Origin of the sequence: Microbacterium hydrocarbonoxydans, assembly GCF_023715885.1 — a bacterium.
In the GTDB taxonomy this organism is placed as follows: Bacteria; Actinomycetota; Actinomycetes; order Actinomycetales; family Microbacteriaceae; genus Microbacterium; species Microbacterium hydrocarbonoxydans_C.
Map to the genome: position 1 here is coordinate 61,512 of NZ_JAMBOY010000001.1, position 15,803 is coordinate 77,314.

At 66.5% G+C, this 15,803-nt stretch carries 12 protein-coding genes; 5 read left to right on the plus strand and 7 right to left on the minus strand.

Annotated elements, in window-relative coordinates:
- The first annotated feature begins 32 nt into the window (after positions 1 to 32).
- Both M3195_RS17010 and M3195_RS00310 read left to right on the plus strand, forming a co-directional pair.
- Complete coding sequence (locus M3195_RS17010; RefSeq protein ID WP_251584052.1) at positions 33 to 1,343, plus strand: hypothetical protein; 1,311 nt, start codon at positions 33 to 35, stop codon at positions 1,341 to 1,343.
- Positions 1,340 to 2,383: an acyltransferase family protein gene (locus M3195_RS00310; RefSeq protein ID WP_251584054.1), complete on the plus strand. Its 1,044-nt coding sequence runs from the start codon at positions 1,340 to 1,342 to the stop codon at positions 2,381 to 2,383. Before M3195_RS17010 ends, M3195_RS00310 begins: the two co-directional genes overlap by 4 nt.
- On the opposite strand, the gene M3195_RS00315 is transcribed toward M3195_RS00310, so the two are convergent.
- From M3195_RS00315 to M3195_RS00345, 7 genes are all read right to left on the minus strand, one after another.
- Positions 2,377 to 3,696 (minus strand): lipopolysaccharide biosynthesis protein, encoded by a 1,320-nt coding sequence (locus tag M3195_RS00315; protein ID WP_251585308.1) that lies wholly within the window; start codon positions 3,694 to 3,696, stop codon positions 2,377 to 2,379. The genes M3195_RS00310 and M3195_RS00315 overlap by 7 nt on opposite strands.
- 2 nt (positions 3,697 to 3,698) lie before the next feature.
- Positions 3,699 to 4,787 carry a glycosyltransferase family 4 protein gene (locus M3195_RS00320; protein WP_251584056.1) on the minus strand — a complete coding sequence of 363 codons (1,089 nt, stop codon included), beginning with the start codon at positions 4,785 to 4,787 and terminating at the stop codon, positions 3,699 to 3,701.
- A 26-nt stretch (positions 4,788 to 4,813) separates the two neighbouring features.
- A complete protein-coding gene (locus M3195_RS00325; protein ID WP_251584058.1) occupies positions 4,814 to 8,473 on the minus strand; it encodes a PKD domain-containing protein in 3,660 nt (1,219 codons plus the stop codon).
- 145 nt (positions 8,474 to 8,618) lie between these two features.
- Positions 8,619 to 8,957, minus strand: a complete 339-nt coding sequence (locus M3195_RS00330) for a hypothetical protein (RefSeq protein ID WP_251584060.1) — start codon at positions 8,955 to 8,957, stop codon at positions 8,619 to 8,621.
- 386 nt (positions 8,958 to 9,343) lie between these two features.
- A complete protein-coding gene (locus M3195_RS00335) occupies positions 9,344 to 10,261 on the minus strand; it encodes a glycosyltransferase family 2 protein (RefSeq protein WP_251584062.1) in 918 nt (305 codons plus the stop codon).
- A gap of 7 nt (positions 10,262 to 10,268) precedes the next feature.
- The gene (locus M3195_RS00340) at positions 10,269 to 10,997 is read right to left on the minus strand and encodes a CDP-alcohol phosphatidyltransferase family protein (RefSeq protein ID WP_251585309.1); all 729 of its coding nucleotides are present in this window, start codon (positions 10,995 to 10,997) and stop codon (positions 10,269 to 10,271) included.
- Positions 10,998 to 11,056: 59 nt separating this feature from the next.
- Entirely contained in the window at positions 11,057 to 12,037 is a 981-nt protein-coding gene (locus M3195_RS00345; protein WP_251584064.1) for a glycosyltransferase family 2 protein, read from the minus strand.
- Positions 12,038 to 12,170: 133 nt separating this feature from the next.
- Between M3195_RS00345 and M3195_RS00350 the strand changes: the two genes are divergently transcribed.
- Genes M3195_RS00350 through M3195_RS00360 form a run of 3 tightly spaced genes read left to right on the plus strand, consistent with a single transcriptional unit; the run spans position 12,171 to position 15,801 of the window.
- Positions 12,171 to 13,382: a glycosyltransferase family 4 protein gene (locus M3195_RS00350; RefSeq protein ID WP_251584065.1), complete on the plus strand. Its 1,212-nt coding sequence runs from the start codon at positions 12,171 to 12,173 to the stop codon at positions 13,380 to 13,382.
- On the plus strand, positions 13,379 to 14,494 hold the full coding sequence (locus M3195_RS00355) for a glycosyltransferase (RefSeq protein WP_251584066.1): 1,116 nt from the start codon (positions 13,379 to 13,381) through the stop codon (positions 14,492 to 14,494). Before M3195_RS00350 ends, M3195_RS00355 begins: the two co-directional genes overlap by 4 nt.
- Positions 14,491 to 15,801, plus strand: a complete 1,311-nt coding sequence (locus M3195_RS00360; protein ID WP_251584067.1) for a UDP-glucose dehydrogenase family protein — start codon at positions 14,491 to 14,493, stop codon at positions 15,799 to 15,801. Before M3195_RS00355 ends, M3195_RS00360 begins: the two co-directional genes overlap by 4 nt.
- The last annotated feature ends 2 nt before the right edge of the window (positions 15,802 to 15,803 follow it).

Consider the following 15,803-nt stretch of genomic DNA (forward strand, 5'->3'; position numbering starts at 1 on the left):
GGGACTGCTGGGGCGGTGGGAGGTGATGACCGGTGGCGTCTGCGCCCGTCTTCTCCTCAGCGCCTCCGTTCCTGCCTCGAAATGAGGTTCGATCGCCCGTTGCCCAGGCCGTCGCCCTCGCCGTCACCGTCATCATCGCGATCCGCGTCGATCTGCAGTTCTCGCTGACAGTCGGCGGAGCCGCCGCGCTCGTGCTCCTCCCTCTCTGGTTCGGCACCGCCGTCCGCAACCGATGGGTGCGGCTCATCGCGGTCCTCGCGGTGACCGCCACCGCATCGGGCGTGCTGCTGACCATGATCAATGCGGCGAATCACACGCAAGTCGCATTCGACCTCGCCGCGCGTGCGGTGTCGATCCTCCAGCTGGCCGCGGTCATCGGCTTCCTCGTCTGGGCTCACCACGTGACCTCCCTGGCCAAGACCTCGGTCGCGTTCGCCTTGGGCCTCGCAATCTCCATCCCCTTGCACGTCAGCGACGACCCGAACCTTTGGCGTTTCACGCTCTCGGTGCCGCTCGGCGTATTCGTGCTCGCGCTGTGCTCGCTCACCGATCGATTGATGCTCACGCTCGGCGTGATCGCCGGCCTTGCTGTGATCGGTCTTCTGAACGACTCGCGATCGAACTCCGCATTCCTTCTCCTCACGGGCGTTGTGCTGATCTGGCAGCGCCTATCGGTTGTCGGTTCGAAACGGACACGTGGGTGGGGTGGCGTGCTCTCGATCGCGGCAGCGGGCGGGCTGATCGCGATGCTGCTCCAGAGCGCGATCCTCGAAGGCTACTTCGGTGAGGTGACACAGGCGCGCACGGCCGAGCAGATCCAGCGGGGTGGTAGCGTCGTGGTGGGCGGTCGGCCCGAGCTCGCGGCGAGTCTCGCCCTGATCGCCCGCTATCCGTTCGGGCTCGGCTCGGGAATCAAAGCGAGCTACGACGACATCCAGGCCGCCAAGTCAGCGATGGCCGGCATCGGCTACGACCCCAACAACGGCTACGTCGAGCGTTTCATGTTCGGTAGCGGGATCGAGGTGCATTCCGTCATCGGCGACTACTGGATCTGGTACGGACTCGCGGGAGTCGCCGTCGTGTTGGCCGTGCTCATCCTGCTCGTCTCGGCCATCAAACGCGGCTACGTCGCCGGCGCACTGACCCCTCTGCTCGTGTACCTCGCAGCGCGCGCCTTCTGGGACCTCGCATTCAGCCCGTTCGACTCGGCGCTGCGCTTGTGGCCCCTCACCATTTCGATCGCGATCGCTTACGCGACCTACTCTTTCAGTCACCAGCGCGCCGACCTCGACGTGATCGCCCCGACGAGAGGGGTCCGGTCACAAGCGGTGATGAGCCCGTGAACGCGCAAGCCAAGCCGCGAATCGACTGGGTCGACGCAGGCCGCGGATCAGCCATCGCGCTGGTGGTGCTCTTCCACTCCACGAACTGGCTCGGCGAGGCAGGATTCGGCGTAGCCGGCTGGGAATTCTTCGACGAGACAATCGCGTCGATCCGTCTGCCGCTCTTCTTCACGATGTCCGGGCTGTTCGCCGTGAAGTGGATGCGTGCGAGCTGGGCCGATCTGTGGCGCTCGAAAGTCTCCCTCTTCGTGTGGGTCTTCGCGGTGTGGAGCGTGATCGCGACATTCTCGTTCATGCTGGGGCTCAATGTGCAGGGGGCCGAGGGCAATTATCTGGGCCAGCTGAAGAATTTGCTGTGGGCCCCGTTCCTCCCGCGATTCGAACTATGGTTCATCTGGGCTCTGGCGCTGTTCTTCGTCGTGGCCAAGCTCATGACCCGGCTCCCTCTTGCGATACAGCTAAGCCTCACGGGTGTGCTCTCGATCGTGGCACTCTCGGACGCGTTCGTCGGTAACGCCGGCGTGACGGGGAGTGCGAAGTACTTCTTCTTTTTCCTCTGCGGGATCCTGCTTCGCGATCGCATCATCCGCTGGAGCAACTCGTCTGGGCCGATACCGCTGACAGCAGTGTTCGCCCTCTGGGTCGCCCTGGCGCTCGGCGGTACGGCCCTTGGCCTGCGCGCGTTTCCCGGCTACTACTTCGTGTGCTGCGTCGTAGGCGTCTTCGCCGGTGTCGCGGTCAGCCGGATGCTCGCGCGAATCCCGGGACCGCGGTACCTGGGCACCCGCACGCTGCCGGTGTATCTCACACACACGACGATCATTCTCGTCGTAGTGTGGATCCTGGCGCGCACGCTTCCGATGCCCGAATTGGCGCTCCTCGGCGCGGTCCTGCCACCGATCCTCGCCGCGGTCGCAATCGCGGCCTCGCTGGGACTCAGTCGCCTGGTCTCGCGTGATCGCGTGCTGCGGTACATGTACGTGCAGCCGGCGTGGTTCGCGCGGCGGCCGAGCGACGCGGAGTCGACCGCGCGTCACTGAACGACGGGCTCAGAATCAGCCATGTCGAGGCGACGGCGACGTACGTCGAGTCGCACGTAGACCAGGTTCGGCACCACCTGGCAGATCGCAACCGCGAACGAGACCGCGATGAGGTTGCCGGCCGCCCCGAGCACGGGGATGAGCAACCATGAGCCGCCCAGAGCGATCGGGATCATGACGATCGTCGGAAGCACCTGGAAGCGCAGACCCGCCAGATCCGTCATGTACATGCCGACGGGGTATTTGGCGGACTGCAGAGCCACGAACACGACGAAGGCGGTGATCAACGCCCAGGGCAGATCGATCTGGCCGTCGGAGATGACCGAGGCGAGCCAGGGGGAGATGACGGCCATGCCGCCGGCGATGACGAGTCCTCCTCCGAGGAACCAGAATGTGGGCACCCACGGGCTCTCGACTCGCCCCGCCGCCCGGGCTCGGGCGAAGATCGGCCACAGGGCGACACCTGCAGCCGAGATGGTCTGCAGAGCGATGCCGAAGATCTGGTAGCCGAGGTTGTACGCCGCGAGCTCGGACACCCCGCCGAGATGACTGACGAGGATGCGCCCCGTCTGCATCGCCACGGGTAGGGCCAACAGCTGCACGAGCATCGGCCACGCCATGTTCACCACGGGCACGCCGGGGGCCTTGCGCGGCTGCACGACCTCACGGACCAGGATTCCGAGCTGCGGCGAGATGAGTCGAGCGGCGATGGCCAGAGCGATCGCAGCCACGACCGTGGAGGCCAGGTAGGCACTGACGGCGAGGTACTGATCGGCCGGCACCCCAAACAGCACGCAGGCGCCGATGAGGACGAAGATCAGGGGGGCCGTGATGACCTGAGTCGCGATCTGAGTGGTGTTCCGCCCTAGTCCGATCAGGATCCTCGGCCCAAGCGTGAGGGGGAGACTGATTCCGAAGAGGGCCAGACAGATCCCGGCGACCACATTGCCGCCTGGGAGTAGGCCATCGCCGAGTATCACCGGCCAGGCATCGAGCAGCGTCAGGAGAAAAGCGACTGCGACGACCACCGCGCTGGCCGTCAGCAATAGCCGAACGGTGCTCACTAGCGCGCGCCGCATCTTGGGATCCCGCCGAGGATCATCCGACTCAGCCACCGCGTTGATGACGACAGCCGCGAGACCGAGGTCGGCGAACGGGAGGAGCGTCGGCAGACTGGCGAGCAGACCGTACTGCGCGTAGGCCTCGATGCCATAGCTCTGAATGATCATGCGGCTGGTCACGAGTCCGATGAGCCCGGTGATGCCCATCACGGCGACCTTCACGACCGCCGCCGACCCGACGTTGCGCCACATGCTCACGCGGGCGTCCCCGGACGAACGATCCAGCGTTCTGCCTCAGCTCTGCCATCGTCCTTCGGCAGATCGGCGAGCACCTGCGACGGCGAGCGGTCGCTGTGCAACGCCCTCACCATCGCGGCGGCGAGGTCATTCACGTCAGCCGACGCAGGAACGACATGGTGTCCGTGCTCGCCGAGCCACTCGGCGAGGCCTGTCTCGTCCGAGGTCACGATGAGGCATCCGTTCCCCAGTGCCTCGACGATCGGGAGCCCGACCTGCTCGCGCCAGCGCGGACGAGGTCGCGAGGGGAGGGTGACGACTTTGCTCTCCCGCAGAGTCTCGAAGATGGTCGAACGCGGCGGGTCGATCTCTACCCGCACCCTGCAGTCGCTCGCCCCGAGTGCTCGTGCGACTTCGGCGCCCTCGCCCTTTCCGATCAGCACCAGACGCGCCTCCGGCACGGCCCTTGCGACGACGGGCCACGCCTCGACGACGAGCGGGAACCCTTTGCGTTCCGAGAACTCGCCGAGAAAAGTCAGCACAGGGTTGCGGGGCATGGAGCCGAAGGCGGTGTTCTCAGCCACCGGTAGGGCAGGAATGAGGCGTTGGACGGCACGCGTCTCACCGAGTAGCCGTCGATAGAGCGCCTGCGCCTGCGACGTGCCGAACGCGACGCGATCCAGCCGCGTCCACACGCCGCGTATGAACAACCGTTGAGCCGAGAGCTTCAGCTGTGCCCTGAGCGGCAGGCGCAAGAGGCCTTCGCGCGGGTCCTTGTTCTCGATCGCATACGAGACGACGGCCGTCTTGGTGCGACGGAAGCGGGCACGGATCCTGGCTCCGACGATTGCCGCGAATGATCGCGGAGCCGCTCTCACGAGCAGGGGCTCCGCGATCTCGAGAACATCAATGTCGTGCGTCAGCGCGTACCAGAATGCGCCGACCGTCCCCACCTTGCGGGCTCCGACCTCGGACGCCAGCGCCGCGTCGAAGTCGTAGCGGTGCTGAGAATACAGGATGATGGTGCTCTCGCCCGATCGGACTATCCGTTCGAAGTGGGCCGTGCGTGCCACGTCGTACAGTTGCACATGTCTGACGCGACGCATGGCCTGCTTCTCGAGTCCTTCCCCCGTCACTGTCCGGCGGTCGGGTCCTTGACGGTGATTGAATCGAACGATACCCCACCTCCGGCAGTGGTGCTGGGCACGTAGGTGAACACCGAGATCGCACCGGGGGCCTGCAGCGCGGCGAGCGAGTTCGTTCCTTCGCGCTGCCACGTCGCAGGTTCTGCGTCAGACTGCTTCCACAGCTTCGCCTTCACTGTCGTCGGGTTGGTGCCTGTGACTTCCATGCTCAAGACGTACTTCTCGCCGGGCACGATCGTCACGGGAACCTGCAGCGCCGGTGCGATCGAAGTCGCTCCGTCTTGTAGGAGATAGAGCTTGACCCCGCCGTCGGCCTGCATGCGCAGGCGAGCGATGTAGTTGGTCGTGCCAACGCGACGACCAACGAGCGCGACGTACTGTCCCTCGACGAGCGAGTCGACGCTGAAGACCGAATCGATGCGCGTGTTGGTACTCGACACTCCGTTCAAGTCGGCGTACACCGTGTTCGCCGCGGACGCCGGCAGAGCGATCTTGCCGAGTCCTCCGTTCACCGAGAAGCGGCTCGCGGTTCCCCGAAGCGTCCACGCGCCGCCGAGGTCCGCCGTTCCCCAGCCGTTCGCGACCGTGCGGTCGAAGGCGTCGGAAGCGATGAGGCCCACCACGGTCTGCGCCACCGTCACCTGGGCGTTCTTCGTCGCCGTCGCACCGTCATCATCGGTCACCGTCAGCTTCACCGTGTAGGTCCCTGGCGCACCGTACGTATGCGTCGCCGCAGCCGTCGTGGCAGTGCCGCCGTCGCCGAACTCCCATGCGTACGATGCGACGGTGCCGTCAGGGTCGGTCGACGCGGAGCCATCGACCGACACGGTCAGACCCTGCGACGCGGGAGCGGCGAACTGCGCGGTCGGAGCCTGATTCGGAATAGGCGCCACTGTGACCTGGGCCGTGGTGGACCCCGTCGCTCCGTCGTCGTCGGTCACGGTCAGGGTCACCGTGTAGGTGCCGGCCGCGGTGTACGACTTCGACACCGAAGCGCCCGAACCGGTCGTGCCGTCCCCGAAGTCCCACGCGTAGGAACCGATCGTGCCGTCGCTGTCTGCGCCCGTTCCCGCAAACGCGACGTCGAGTCCGTTGACGCTCGGAGCACCGATGCTCGCCGTCGGCGCGACATTCGGCATGGCGCCGGTCGTGCCCACGTCGTAGTGCGAGCTCACACGTTGCGCCGAGAGAGCCTCGTTGTACACGGCGACCTCGTCGATCGACCCTTCGAACTGCACGCTCGATGGACCGTTCGGCCAGCCCCCGAGGTTGTCGTTCCCGATCCGCCAGTAGCCTTGGTAACCCTGAGCGGTCGTCGTGTCGGTGCGCTGCGCCTTCAGGTCGCCATCGACATACAACTTCATCCCGTCAGCCCCCAGCGTCGCGACGACGTGGTGCCATTGCCCATCACGGTAGGACTGCGATGTGTTGATCGTGCGCACCTCGCCGGGGTACACGCCGAAGTAGATCTGCCCCGAGTTGGACATGTACACCTGACGGTCGTACGATCCGGAGTTTCCGGTCTGCGAACTGCCGAAGCCGATGATCTTGCCGCCGCTAGTCGTGGTGGTCTTGATCCAGCTCTCCACCGTGAAGGTGTTGGCACCCTGCTCCCGCACCGTGGAGTAGCCATTGCCGTCGTTCTGGCTCGCGTTGCTGCTGGTGTTGAAAGTGATCGCCTTGTCCGCGTCGTTGGCGACCGCACCGGACTGCCCCCGAGTCATGCGTCCATCGAGGTTCAGATTGGAGCCGCCGATGAGATCGGCGGATGCGCCGGATGCCTCGCCGAGACGCCAGAGGTGGGCGATGTCGTCCGTGGCGACGTTCTGCAGATAGGGCGACGCCGTCCCGCTCGCCACGGTCGCACTGACCCAGTCCGACTTGAACGTGTTGCCGTACGGGTCACTCACTACGGCTCTGACCTGATGGGACGATCCTGCGGCGAGGCCCGTGATCGTCGCGGACAATGTCTTGTATTGCCAGAACGGCGTGTCGAGCTTGAACTCCTTCACGAGCCCCGAAGCGTTCTCGGTGTCGAGGTACAGGCGGTACGTGAGGTCGGTGTCGTCCCGATCGAACACCGTGGGGAAGGACGCGCGAAGAGCGCCAGGGAGGGCAGCACTCACCTTCGGCGCCCACCATGCACTGAACGACAGGTTCGCGTCGTGCGCCTCTCGTTCCTGCTCCTGAGAGGGGCGAGGGCCCTGTTTGTTCGGCGCGTTGGACTTGACCGTGTAGCGGACGAGTCCCTGCTGATTCCCGCCGTTCACCGACGTGAACTCGCCGCCGTAGACCACATACTGCTCATTGCCGTCCACCGTCCAGACAGCCTGGTTCTTGCCGGTGTAGGTGCCGGACGGTGTGTACGGGAACCAATACGTCAGCTGCGGGTGAGGGGTACCGGGGTGGTCCGGGTAGCCGTACGGATCGGAGGTGTTGGTGCCGGATACCGCCTTGGTCCAGGCCGTGGAGTGATAGAACGTCCAGCCCCCTTGATCGACCTGAGAGAATCCGCCGGAATTGCCGCAGTAGTGGTGGTGGGACGCCGAGTACACGAGATTGCCGACGGACGCGATGTCGTAGTTGTCACCGTGGCAGTCCTCGATCCAGTTGAGATTGCCGCTCGTCCAGTCGATGGAGAAGGCGCCCTCGATCGTGCCGTTGCTGCCCCAGTGCCCACCCGTGCCGTAGGCGGAGGTGCTGTCGGAGGTCAGGGAGAAAATCCACGCGTTGCCGCCGGCGTTGCGCACGGCGCTGTTCGCAGGGAGAGTGATCGCACGGGAGCCGTCGGCCGCGTCGAACATCGCGATGCCGTAGCCCTGTGAATTGCCGTCACGACCATTAGCGACGCTGTATGCGGTGCCGGTTCCGCTCGCGAACGCGGCGCGGGTGAAGTTGCCGGCGGCCATAACCTTCGTACCGTCGTTGTTCACCGTGAGAGCGAGCACCTGGTTGTCGGGGATGGTCGGCTGGCGGACGCCGTCGGCGTCGTTGAATCGGGTGCGGAAGGCTGCGACGATGTTTCCGTTCGTGAGACGGATCGCCCCGAGCCGGGCGCTGCTCTCACCGTTCACGGCACTGAAGTAGCCGCCGACGTACGCAACCGTGTTCGTGAGCGCGACGGTACTCGCAGGGCCGTTGAGCTCCGGTGTCTTGGAAAGGCTGGCGAGTTGCCCCGTCGCCAGATCGAACACCGCGATGCGGTTGCGGGTCTGGCCGTTGACCTGCGTGAAGTTGCCCACGGCGACGAGCTTCGTGCCGTCGGGAGTAACAGCGACGTCTTTGACGACCGCATTGAAGGTCGGTGCGAACGGCAGCAACTCGCCGGTCGTGACGTCGAAGGTCAGGAAGTTGCTGCGGGGCACCTCGTTGACGCCGGGAGCGGCACCGGCGGGCCGGGCGGTGCTGAACTCGCCGACCGCGTACGCGACGTTACCTGAGACCTTGACGCCCCAGATCACGCCGTTGCCGATCTGGACAGTGGGCAGCGCGTCAGCGGAGACCGGCTCCGGCCAGTCCTCCCGGGGGAGCTGATCCACCCAGGTCGCGGCATTCGCGGTGACCGGCACGACTGCAAGCAGCGTTCCGACGAATGTCGCGACGACGACGGTTGCCAATGACTTCCAGAACGGCTTGTTCGCGCGCATGGACGTATCCCCAAATGCCATATAGCCGCTGAGCGGCCAATCCCCAGTAAGAATGCACCATTCCCCAACGGTGCAGGACTGACTCTAGAGCCAGAACTTCCTCTTGTAAAGCTCGGGTTCGCGTGCCAGGACTCCGAGGTTCGGATCAGGCGACGGCACCCTCGAACAGGATCACCGGGAGATCGAGGGACAAGTCGAGTTCGACGAGGATCTGACCGTGAGCATCCGCTGGAACACTGAAGGCGTACACGCCCTCCGCCGTCTCGCGGGGAGCGACGGACAACGGAAGGTCTCTACGCGGTTTGACGAGGATGTTCGCGGGGGTCCGATCGGGACCGTAGTACACGTTCACGATGAGAGTGTCGGTCAGCGCATCCTCGTGGTTGGTGTTCTCGACGTTCACGGTGACCTGCAGGGCTGGCCCGTCGACTTCGCCAGGAACGGACGCCTGTCCTTCGATCGCGGTGATCGACGCGAGTGTCACCCGGATACCCGCTGCAGGCTCGGCGGTCCCGTCCAAGGGCACAGGCGCAGAGGTCTGCCGGGGTTCTGAGGGGGCTGGTGCCCCGTCCTCGGAGTTCGACGCCTCACTCTCGGAGGGGTCAGGAGTTGCAGCGCTCGAATCGCTCGCAAGCGGCGTCGGGCGACCGCCTCGCTCGGAGTCCCCGTCGGAGTTCGCGCCCCAACCCGTGGCCAGGCCGATCGCCACGACGAGGGCGACGACCACTATCACAGCGCCGACGAGCCACCACACCTTCCGGTTCTTCGAAGGATCCCCACCGGTCGTCTCTTCGCTCGTCACGTCTCTCCCTGCCGGTCATCCCACGCGGGACGTCCCTTCCGGAACCTTACCGTCGCCCGAACGGTTCGTCACTGAGGCTGTCGCCTACGCCCCCGCGTCGCTAACGACAAGCGACGACCGTCGCGGACGCCGCGGTAGGCGGCTACAAGCGCCGCCCACGGGCGAAGGAACTGGCGACGCCCTCCGCGCAGGAGAACCTCCCTTGCGGATCTCCATGCTCCGCGCCGCCACCGGCGGACGCCTTCGTCGTCGAGCTGCTTGGCAGCGAACAGTAACCGATTACGGATGTTGAAATAGTAGTAGCCGAACGATTTCGCGCGATCGGAGGGATCGCGTCCCTGAGTCCCTCCCTCGTCGTGCACCGCCGTCGCCTCATGGGCGACGACCAGCGTCCCTCCCGCCGCCACCACTCGACGTGAGAAATCGACGTCTTCCCAGTAGAGGAAGTACTCGTCGTCGAAACCTCCTGTCCGGCGCCAGATCTCGGCCGGGATCAGAAGGCATGCGCCCGACAACCATTCCCAGCGCTCCTCGTCCGGGCGCCGGTCACGTTTGCTCGCGCCCATGGTCCGGCCGTCGGAGAGGTACAGGTCCGCGCCGTCGAACCAAACGTCGCCGGCGCTGTCGACGATGCGCGGAGCCACCACCGTGAACCGCGACTCGGCGACGATGTCCTGGAGTGCGCGAACGGCATCGTGGGTGATCGTCGCATCGGGGTTCAGCAGGAGCAGGTCCTGCGCCCCGAGATCCAGCGCGCGCTCGACACCCGCATTCATCCCGCCGCCGAACCCGAGGTTCGTGGACGGCTCGACCAGGTGCCAGCGCGCTGACTCGGCGAGTAGTCGAACCGATGAGCGCTCTTCGTCAGAGGAGAGGTTGTCGACGACCACGACGATATCGGGATCAACGGAGGCGCAGGTGCGCACGAGATTCTGGCGCAACAGCGCGGACGAGGCGTAGTTGACGACGACGACGGCGAGACGCATCCGCACGTCAGAGACTCTTCATCTCGCGGAACCACTTCACCGACGCGAGCGCGAGGAACGCGAGCGCCGCGAACGCCAGCAGCGCGTACAGGACGATGAAGCCCTCGGTCCAGCCCCAGAGCAGGAAGATCAGACACACCACGCCGAAATCCGTCGGCAGCAGGACTGTCGACCTGAGCAGCGTGCCGCCACCGCGCGAGTGCGTGGATGCCACGCTCCGCGACGCCTTGAGAAGGTCGTTCAAGAGCATCCCGAAGAAGGTGACCGTCGAGGTGGCTGAGAACACCAGCGGAACCAGAAGCCATGCGTTGTCCCGCAACGGCGTGTGCAGCCAGAGCCCCACGAGAACCGCGAGGTGCAGAAGAGAGAGCTTGGCGGCGTCGACGAAGTGATCGAGCCATTCGCCGGCGACGCTGCCGCCTCCACGGAGCCGCGCGACTTGGCCGTCGGCGGAGTCCCAGGCGTAACCGAGGGCGAGGAGCACACCGATCAGCAGGCCGGACCACCACGACGGCGGTAGCGCGACGATGAGCGCGATCCCGACGAACGTGTGCGCCGCGCTGATCGCCGTGACCTGATTCGGGCTCCACCCGCGCGTATGCGCGAACGCGGCGAGCACCCGCCCGATGCGCCGATTGACGTACACCGAGTAAGCCGGTGCGCCTCGCGCATGCCCCTTCTGCGCCGCCTTGAGGCTCGCGAAAGCCTCGCGGAAACTCGTCGACTGCCCCTGCATCCGCCCCACACTCCCTCTGTCCGCGGACTTGTCCACGCCCACCCCCGCGCCGCAGACGGCTAACGGATCCCGCCACCACCGTATAGCTCCCGGGTACGGTTGCCCGCCCCGGCGATACTTCCGCGTCCCCGTGCGCGGGCCTTGGCACCTGTCGCCCTCAGGCCGTCGGCTCGCAAGATCTCCCCCGCGAGACCGCGGACCGCTCCGGCGAGCCAGTGCGCCGCACCGGCAGCGAAGCCCCTGGCACGAACGATCAGTCGTCCCGCGGAGGTATCGGCGAGCGCGAGCTCGACCCTGACCCCGGCGTTCGCCATGCCTGCCGTGCGCTCCACGGCGTGAAGACGCGTGCGCCGCTCGACGGGGAGGTGGTCGAGCACGGTAGCCTCTGCGCACCACACCATGCGTGCTCCTCGACTGTGCAACTGCGAGGTGAAGAGCGAGTCCTCTCCGCCGGTGCGAGCGAACCGCGGGTCGAAGCGGACGCCCGACATCTCGACGAACCGACGGTCGAGGAGGAGATTGTTGGTGGCCGCGCGAGTCACGGACGACCCCGTCGACAGTCCCGCGCGGTGAGCGCGGTCGAAGAAGCCGCCCGCCACCACCCAGGGATCCAGCGGCTCATCCGTGATGGTGCGCACCGGGCCCGCGACGACGTCGGCATCGAATTCAGAGCGCGCAGCGAGTAGCCGTGCCAGCCATCGAGGCTCGGCCGGGGTCTCGTCGTCGTCGATGAAGACGATGACATCGCTGCCCGATGCCTCGTCGAGAGCGCGGTTGCGCACCGCGACGACCCCGCGCTCGCGCTCCACGACGTAGCGGATGTCTAGCCCCGACGCCGCGACGACGGCGCGGGCGCTCTCTGCATCGTCGTTGTCGATCACGATGATCGCGACCTCATCCGCCCGCTCCTCGAGCCGAGCGGATGCGACGACCTCAGGCAGCGTCGCCAGCAGCCTCGAGAGGTCGCCCGGCCTGCGGAACGTCGGTATGCAGATCGCGACAGACACGGCATCCATCGCCCTCTCGCGGCGCGTCGGCATCCGTTTCCCTCCGGCTGTGACCGGGAGAGCCGAAAGCTCTTCCGCGTCGACGGGTATGACTTAGTAGTATTCAACAGGTTCAGGTGCCTGGGGAGGCCGCGAGCCATGGGGACCAACAAGGTAGGGGAGCTTGATGGATTCGGGAGTCCGTCCTGAGGGGCCGAGACGCAGACGTGTGCTGATCGGCGGATATGCGTGCGGGCCCGTCGCCGAGCCGGAGGCGCGAGCGGGATGGGAACTCGCGGTCGCCGCGACCCGCGACCACGACGTCCGGGTCATCACGCGCCACCGCTTCCGCGATGCGATCGACGCGGCACTCGCGGCCGATCCTATCCTCGCCTCACGGTTGCACGTGCATTACCTCGACCTGGCACCGCGACTTCTCAACCGGAAGCGTCACTCCTGGGACCTCTACTGGTACTACGCGCTGTGGCAGCGCGCACTCGGCCGCCGGGCCACTGAGCTCCACGCGAAGCACCACTTCGATGTGCTGCACCACGTGTCCTTCGCCAACGACTGGATGCCGTGCGGTCTCACCGCACTCGCCGACGCCCCCCTCGTGTGGGGTCCTGTCGGCGGCGCCAGCACGCCTCCCGTCTTCAAGATGTCGCGCTGGCTCGGCGTCCGCGGCACCCTCACCGAGATGCTGAGGGGCTCGCTCACCGCTTTGGTGCGATCCGCCGTAGGTGACCGCATCGCCCGTCGCGCCGCACTCGTCGTCGCGCAGAATCAGCAGGGGGCCGACCACTTCAGTCGCAAGAACGCCGCAGTGGTCGTCGAACCGAATGCGACGCTAGACAGGCTGCCGGCACGGTCAGACGAGATCATCCCCCGCCGCGCAGTGTTCGCGGGGCGGCTCATCGCGCTCAAGGGCGCCTCCCTCGCCATCGACGCGATCGCGCGCACCGACGACTGGACTCTCGACCTCTACGGTGCAGGCTATGAGGAGAGACGCCTACAGTCCAGGGTCCGCAGGCTCGGACTCGACGGCCGCGTGCGGTTCCTCGGCCATCAGCCGCGCGACCGTGTGCTGTCGGCGATCGCGAGCGCCGAGGTGTTCCTGTTCCCCTCGATGCGGGACCAGGCGGGCTGGGTCGTGGCAGAGGCCAGCACGATCGGCTGCCCGGTGGTGTGCCTGCCGCTCGGAGGTCCGCCCGCCCTTGCCGGCTCGAACGGGCACGTCGCAGCCCTCGACGGCGACATCGTCGCCAGCCTCGTGGAGAAGCTTCACGAGGCCGCCGAAATCGGCGGACACCCGACCGACCGCTGGTCGATCGCACGCCTCCCGGGCCTGGTGTCCGCATGGTACGACCGCGCGATCCAGACGCAGGGGACGCATCCATGACCGCTCGGGCCGCGCGCCGTCTGCGCATCCTAGAGTCCTTCCGGCAACCCAAGAGCACGACGAACCCGTACATCACGCAGTTGTTCGACTCGCTGAACGAGGTTGCCGATGTGATCGCCTACCGGCCGGCGGCCGCCCTTTTCGGCAGGTACGACGCGGTGCACTTGCACTGGCCGGAGCTTCTCGTCGGCGGTCATAACTGGCGAGGACGCTCCGTGCGGAGAGCCGTCACGTCACTTCTCGTCCTGCGCTGGCGCCTCACCCGAGTGCCGATCGTTCGGACCGTGCACAATCTCGAACGCCCCACGAACATCAACGCTTTCGACAACCGCGTCCTGGATCGGATCGATCGGATGACAACACTCGACATCCGGCTCAACGATCAGACGCCGCCACGTGCCGGCATCGACGGGGTCACGATCCCGCACGGCCACTACCGTGACTGGTTCGCTCCGCACGCGGGAGGGTCAGCGGTGTCGGGACGGCTCGGCTACGTCGGCCTCATCCGGCGGTACAAGGGCGTGGAGGACCTCGTCGCTGCATTCGTGCGCCTCGATGACCCGACGGCGTCGCTGCACATCTCGGGCAAACCGTCGACATCCGAGCTCGTCGCTGTGCTCCACGACGCGTCGAACGGCGACCCTAGAGTCACCATCGACCCCCGCTTCCTCGATGACGAGGAGCTCGTGCACGCGATGACCGAGGCGGAGCTCATCGTGCTGCCCTACCGGCACATGCACAATAGCGGCACTGCGCTCGCGGCTCTGTCGGTGGACCGTCCGGTGCTCGTGCCGGACAACGAAGTGAACCGAGCGCTCGCCGAGGAGGTCGGCCGCGGCTGGGTGCTGCTGTTCGACGGCGACCTGACAGCTGACACGTTGCGGCGAGCGCTCGACGAATCGGCAGCGCGCGCGGGTCGGCCCGACCTCTCAGAGCGCGAATGGTCGGTATCGCGCGACAGGCACCTCGCTGCATTCCAGCGCGCTATCGCGATCGCGCGCCCATCCGGTCGCCGAACCCGTCGCGCAAACAAGACCGTCCTCCGCATCGCCGGCGAGGGCACGACCTCGGCCCCCGCAGAGACGGCGGCCCAACACCAAGGAGCATCGTGAAGCTTTCCGTCATCGGCTGCGGCTATCTGGGAGCGGTTCATGCCGCGGCCATGGCGTCGATCGGCCACGAGGTCGTGGGCATCGACGTCGACGAACGAAAGATCGCCGCGCTCTCGGTCGGCGAGGCGCCGTTCTTCGAACCGGGCCTTCCTGAGATCCTCCAGCAGGGCATCGCCTCGGGAAACCTCCGATTCACCACGGACATGTCCGAGGCACGCGGCGCCAAGGTTCACTTCGTCGGCGTCGGCACCCCGCAGCAGAAGGACGGCTACGCGGCCGATCTCACCTACGTGAACGGCGCATTCGAAGCGCTAGCGCCCTATCTGTCCCCCGGTGATGTGGTGGCCGGGAAGTCCACCGTTCCCGTGGGCACTGCCGCCGACCTCGCCCCGCTCGTCGAGCGCACGGGGGCGACACTCGTGTGGAACCCGGAGTTCCTGCGCGAGGGATTCGCGGTGAAGGACACGATCGACCCCGACCGTTTGGTCGTCGGGGTCCCCCAGGACGAGTCGGGCGAGATCGCAGCAGACGTGCTCCGGGAGGTCTACCACCCCGCGGTGGCGAAGGGCACGCCGTTCCTCGTGACGGACCTCGCCACCGCGGAGCTCGTGAAGGTCGCGGCGAATGCTTTCCTCGCGACGAAGATCTCGTTCATCAACGCGATGGCCGAGATCGCCGAGGCAACGGGAGCGGACGTCACCCAGCTCGCCGACGCGATCGGACACGACGTGCGCATCGGACGCCGATTTCTGGGTGCCGGAATCGGGTTCGGCGGCGGCTGTCTGCCCAAAGACATCCGGGCGTTCGCCGCCCGCGCCGAGGAGCTCGGACGAGGAGAATCCGTCGGATTCCTGCGTGAAGTCGACGCGATCAACCTGCGGCGTCGCGAACGCGCGGTGACCCTCGTTCTCGACGCGCTCGATCACGACATCGTGGGGAAACGGGTCACTGTGCTGGGAGCTGCCTTCAAGCCGCACAGTGACGACATCAGGGACTCGCCGGCACTCGATGTCGCCGTGCGCCTGCGCGGGCTCGGCGCCGAGGTCACAGTGACCGATCCGCAAGCCATCGAGAACGCGCGCAGACAGCATCCGCAACTCACCTACGTCGCGGACCGTGACGAGGCGCTGCGCAACGCAGACGCGGTGATCCTCGTCACGGAATGGGACGAGTACCGCCGCAACCTGTCACCCGAGCACGCGGCGACACTCACCACGGGCAGGATTATGATCGACGGCCGCAACGGCCTCGACGCCGCGGCGTGGCGCGCCGCAGGGTGGACCTACGTCGGGATGGGACGCCCGTGAAC

Coding starts and splice junctions, on each gene's coding strand:
- M3195_RS00315 (WP_251585308.1), bottom strand. CDS start 3,696: ATGTGGCGCAACGTCGGGTCGGCGGCGGTCGTGAAGGTCGCCGTGATG.
- M3195_RS00320 (WP_251584056.1), bottom strand. CDS start 4,787: ATGCGTCGCGTCAGACATGTGCAACTGTACGACGTGGCACGCACGGCC.
- M3195_RS00325 (WP_251584058.1), bottom strand. CDS start 8,473: ATGCGCGCGAACAAGCCGTTCTGGAAGTCATTGGCAACCGTCGTCGTC.
- M3195_RS00335 (WP_251584062.1), bottom strand. CDS start 10,261: ATGCGTCTCGCCGTCGTCGTCGTCAACTACGCCTCGTCCGCGCTGTTG.
- M3195_RS00340 (WP_251585309.1), bottom strand. CDS start 10,997: ATGCAGGGGCAGTCGACGAGTTTCCGCGAGGCTTTCGCGAGCCTCAAG.
- M3195_RS00345 (WP_251584064.1), bottom strand. CDS start 12,037: ATGCCGACGCGCCGCGAGAGGGCGATGGATGCCGTGTCTGTCGCGATC.
- M3195_RS00350 (WP_251584065.1), top strand. CDS start 12,171: ATGGATTCGGGAGTCCGTCCTGAGGGGCCGAGACGCAGACGTGTGCTG.
- M3195_RS00355 (WP_251584066.1), top strand. CDS start 13,379: ATGACCGCTCGGGCCGCGCGCCGTCTGCGCATCCTAGAGTCCTTCCGG.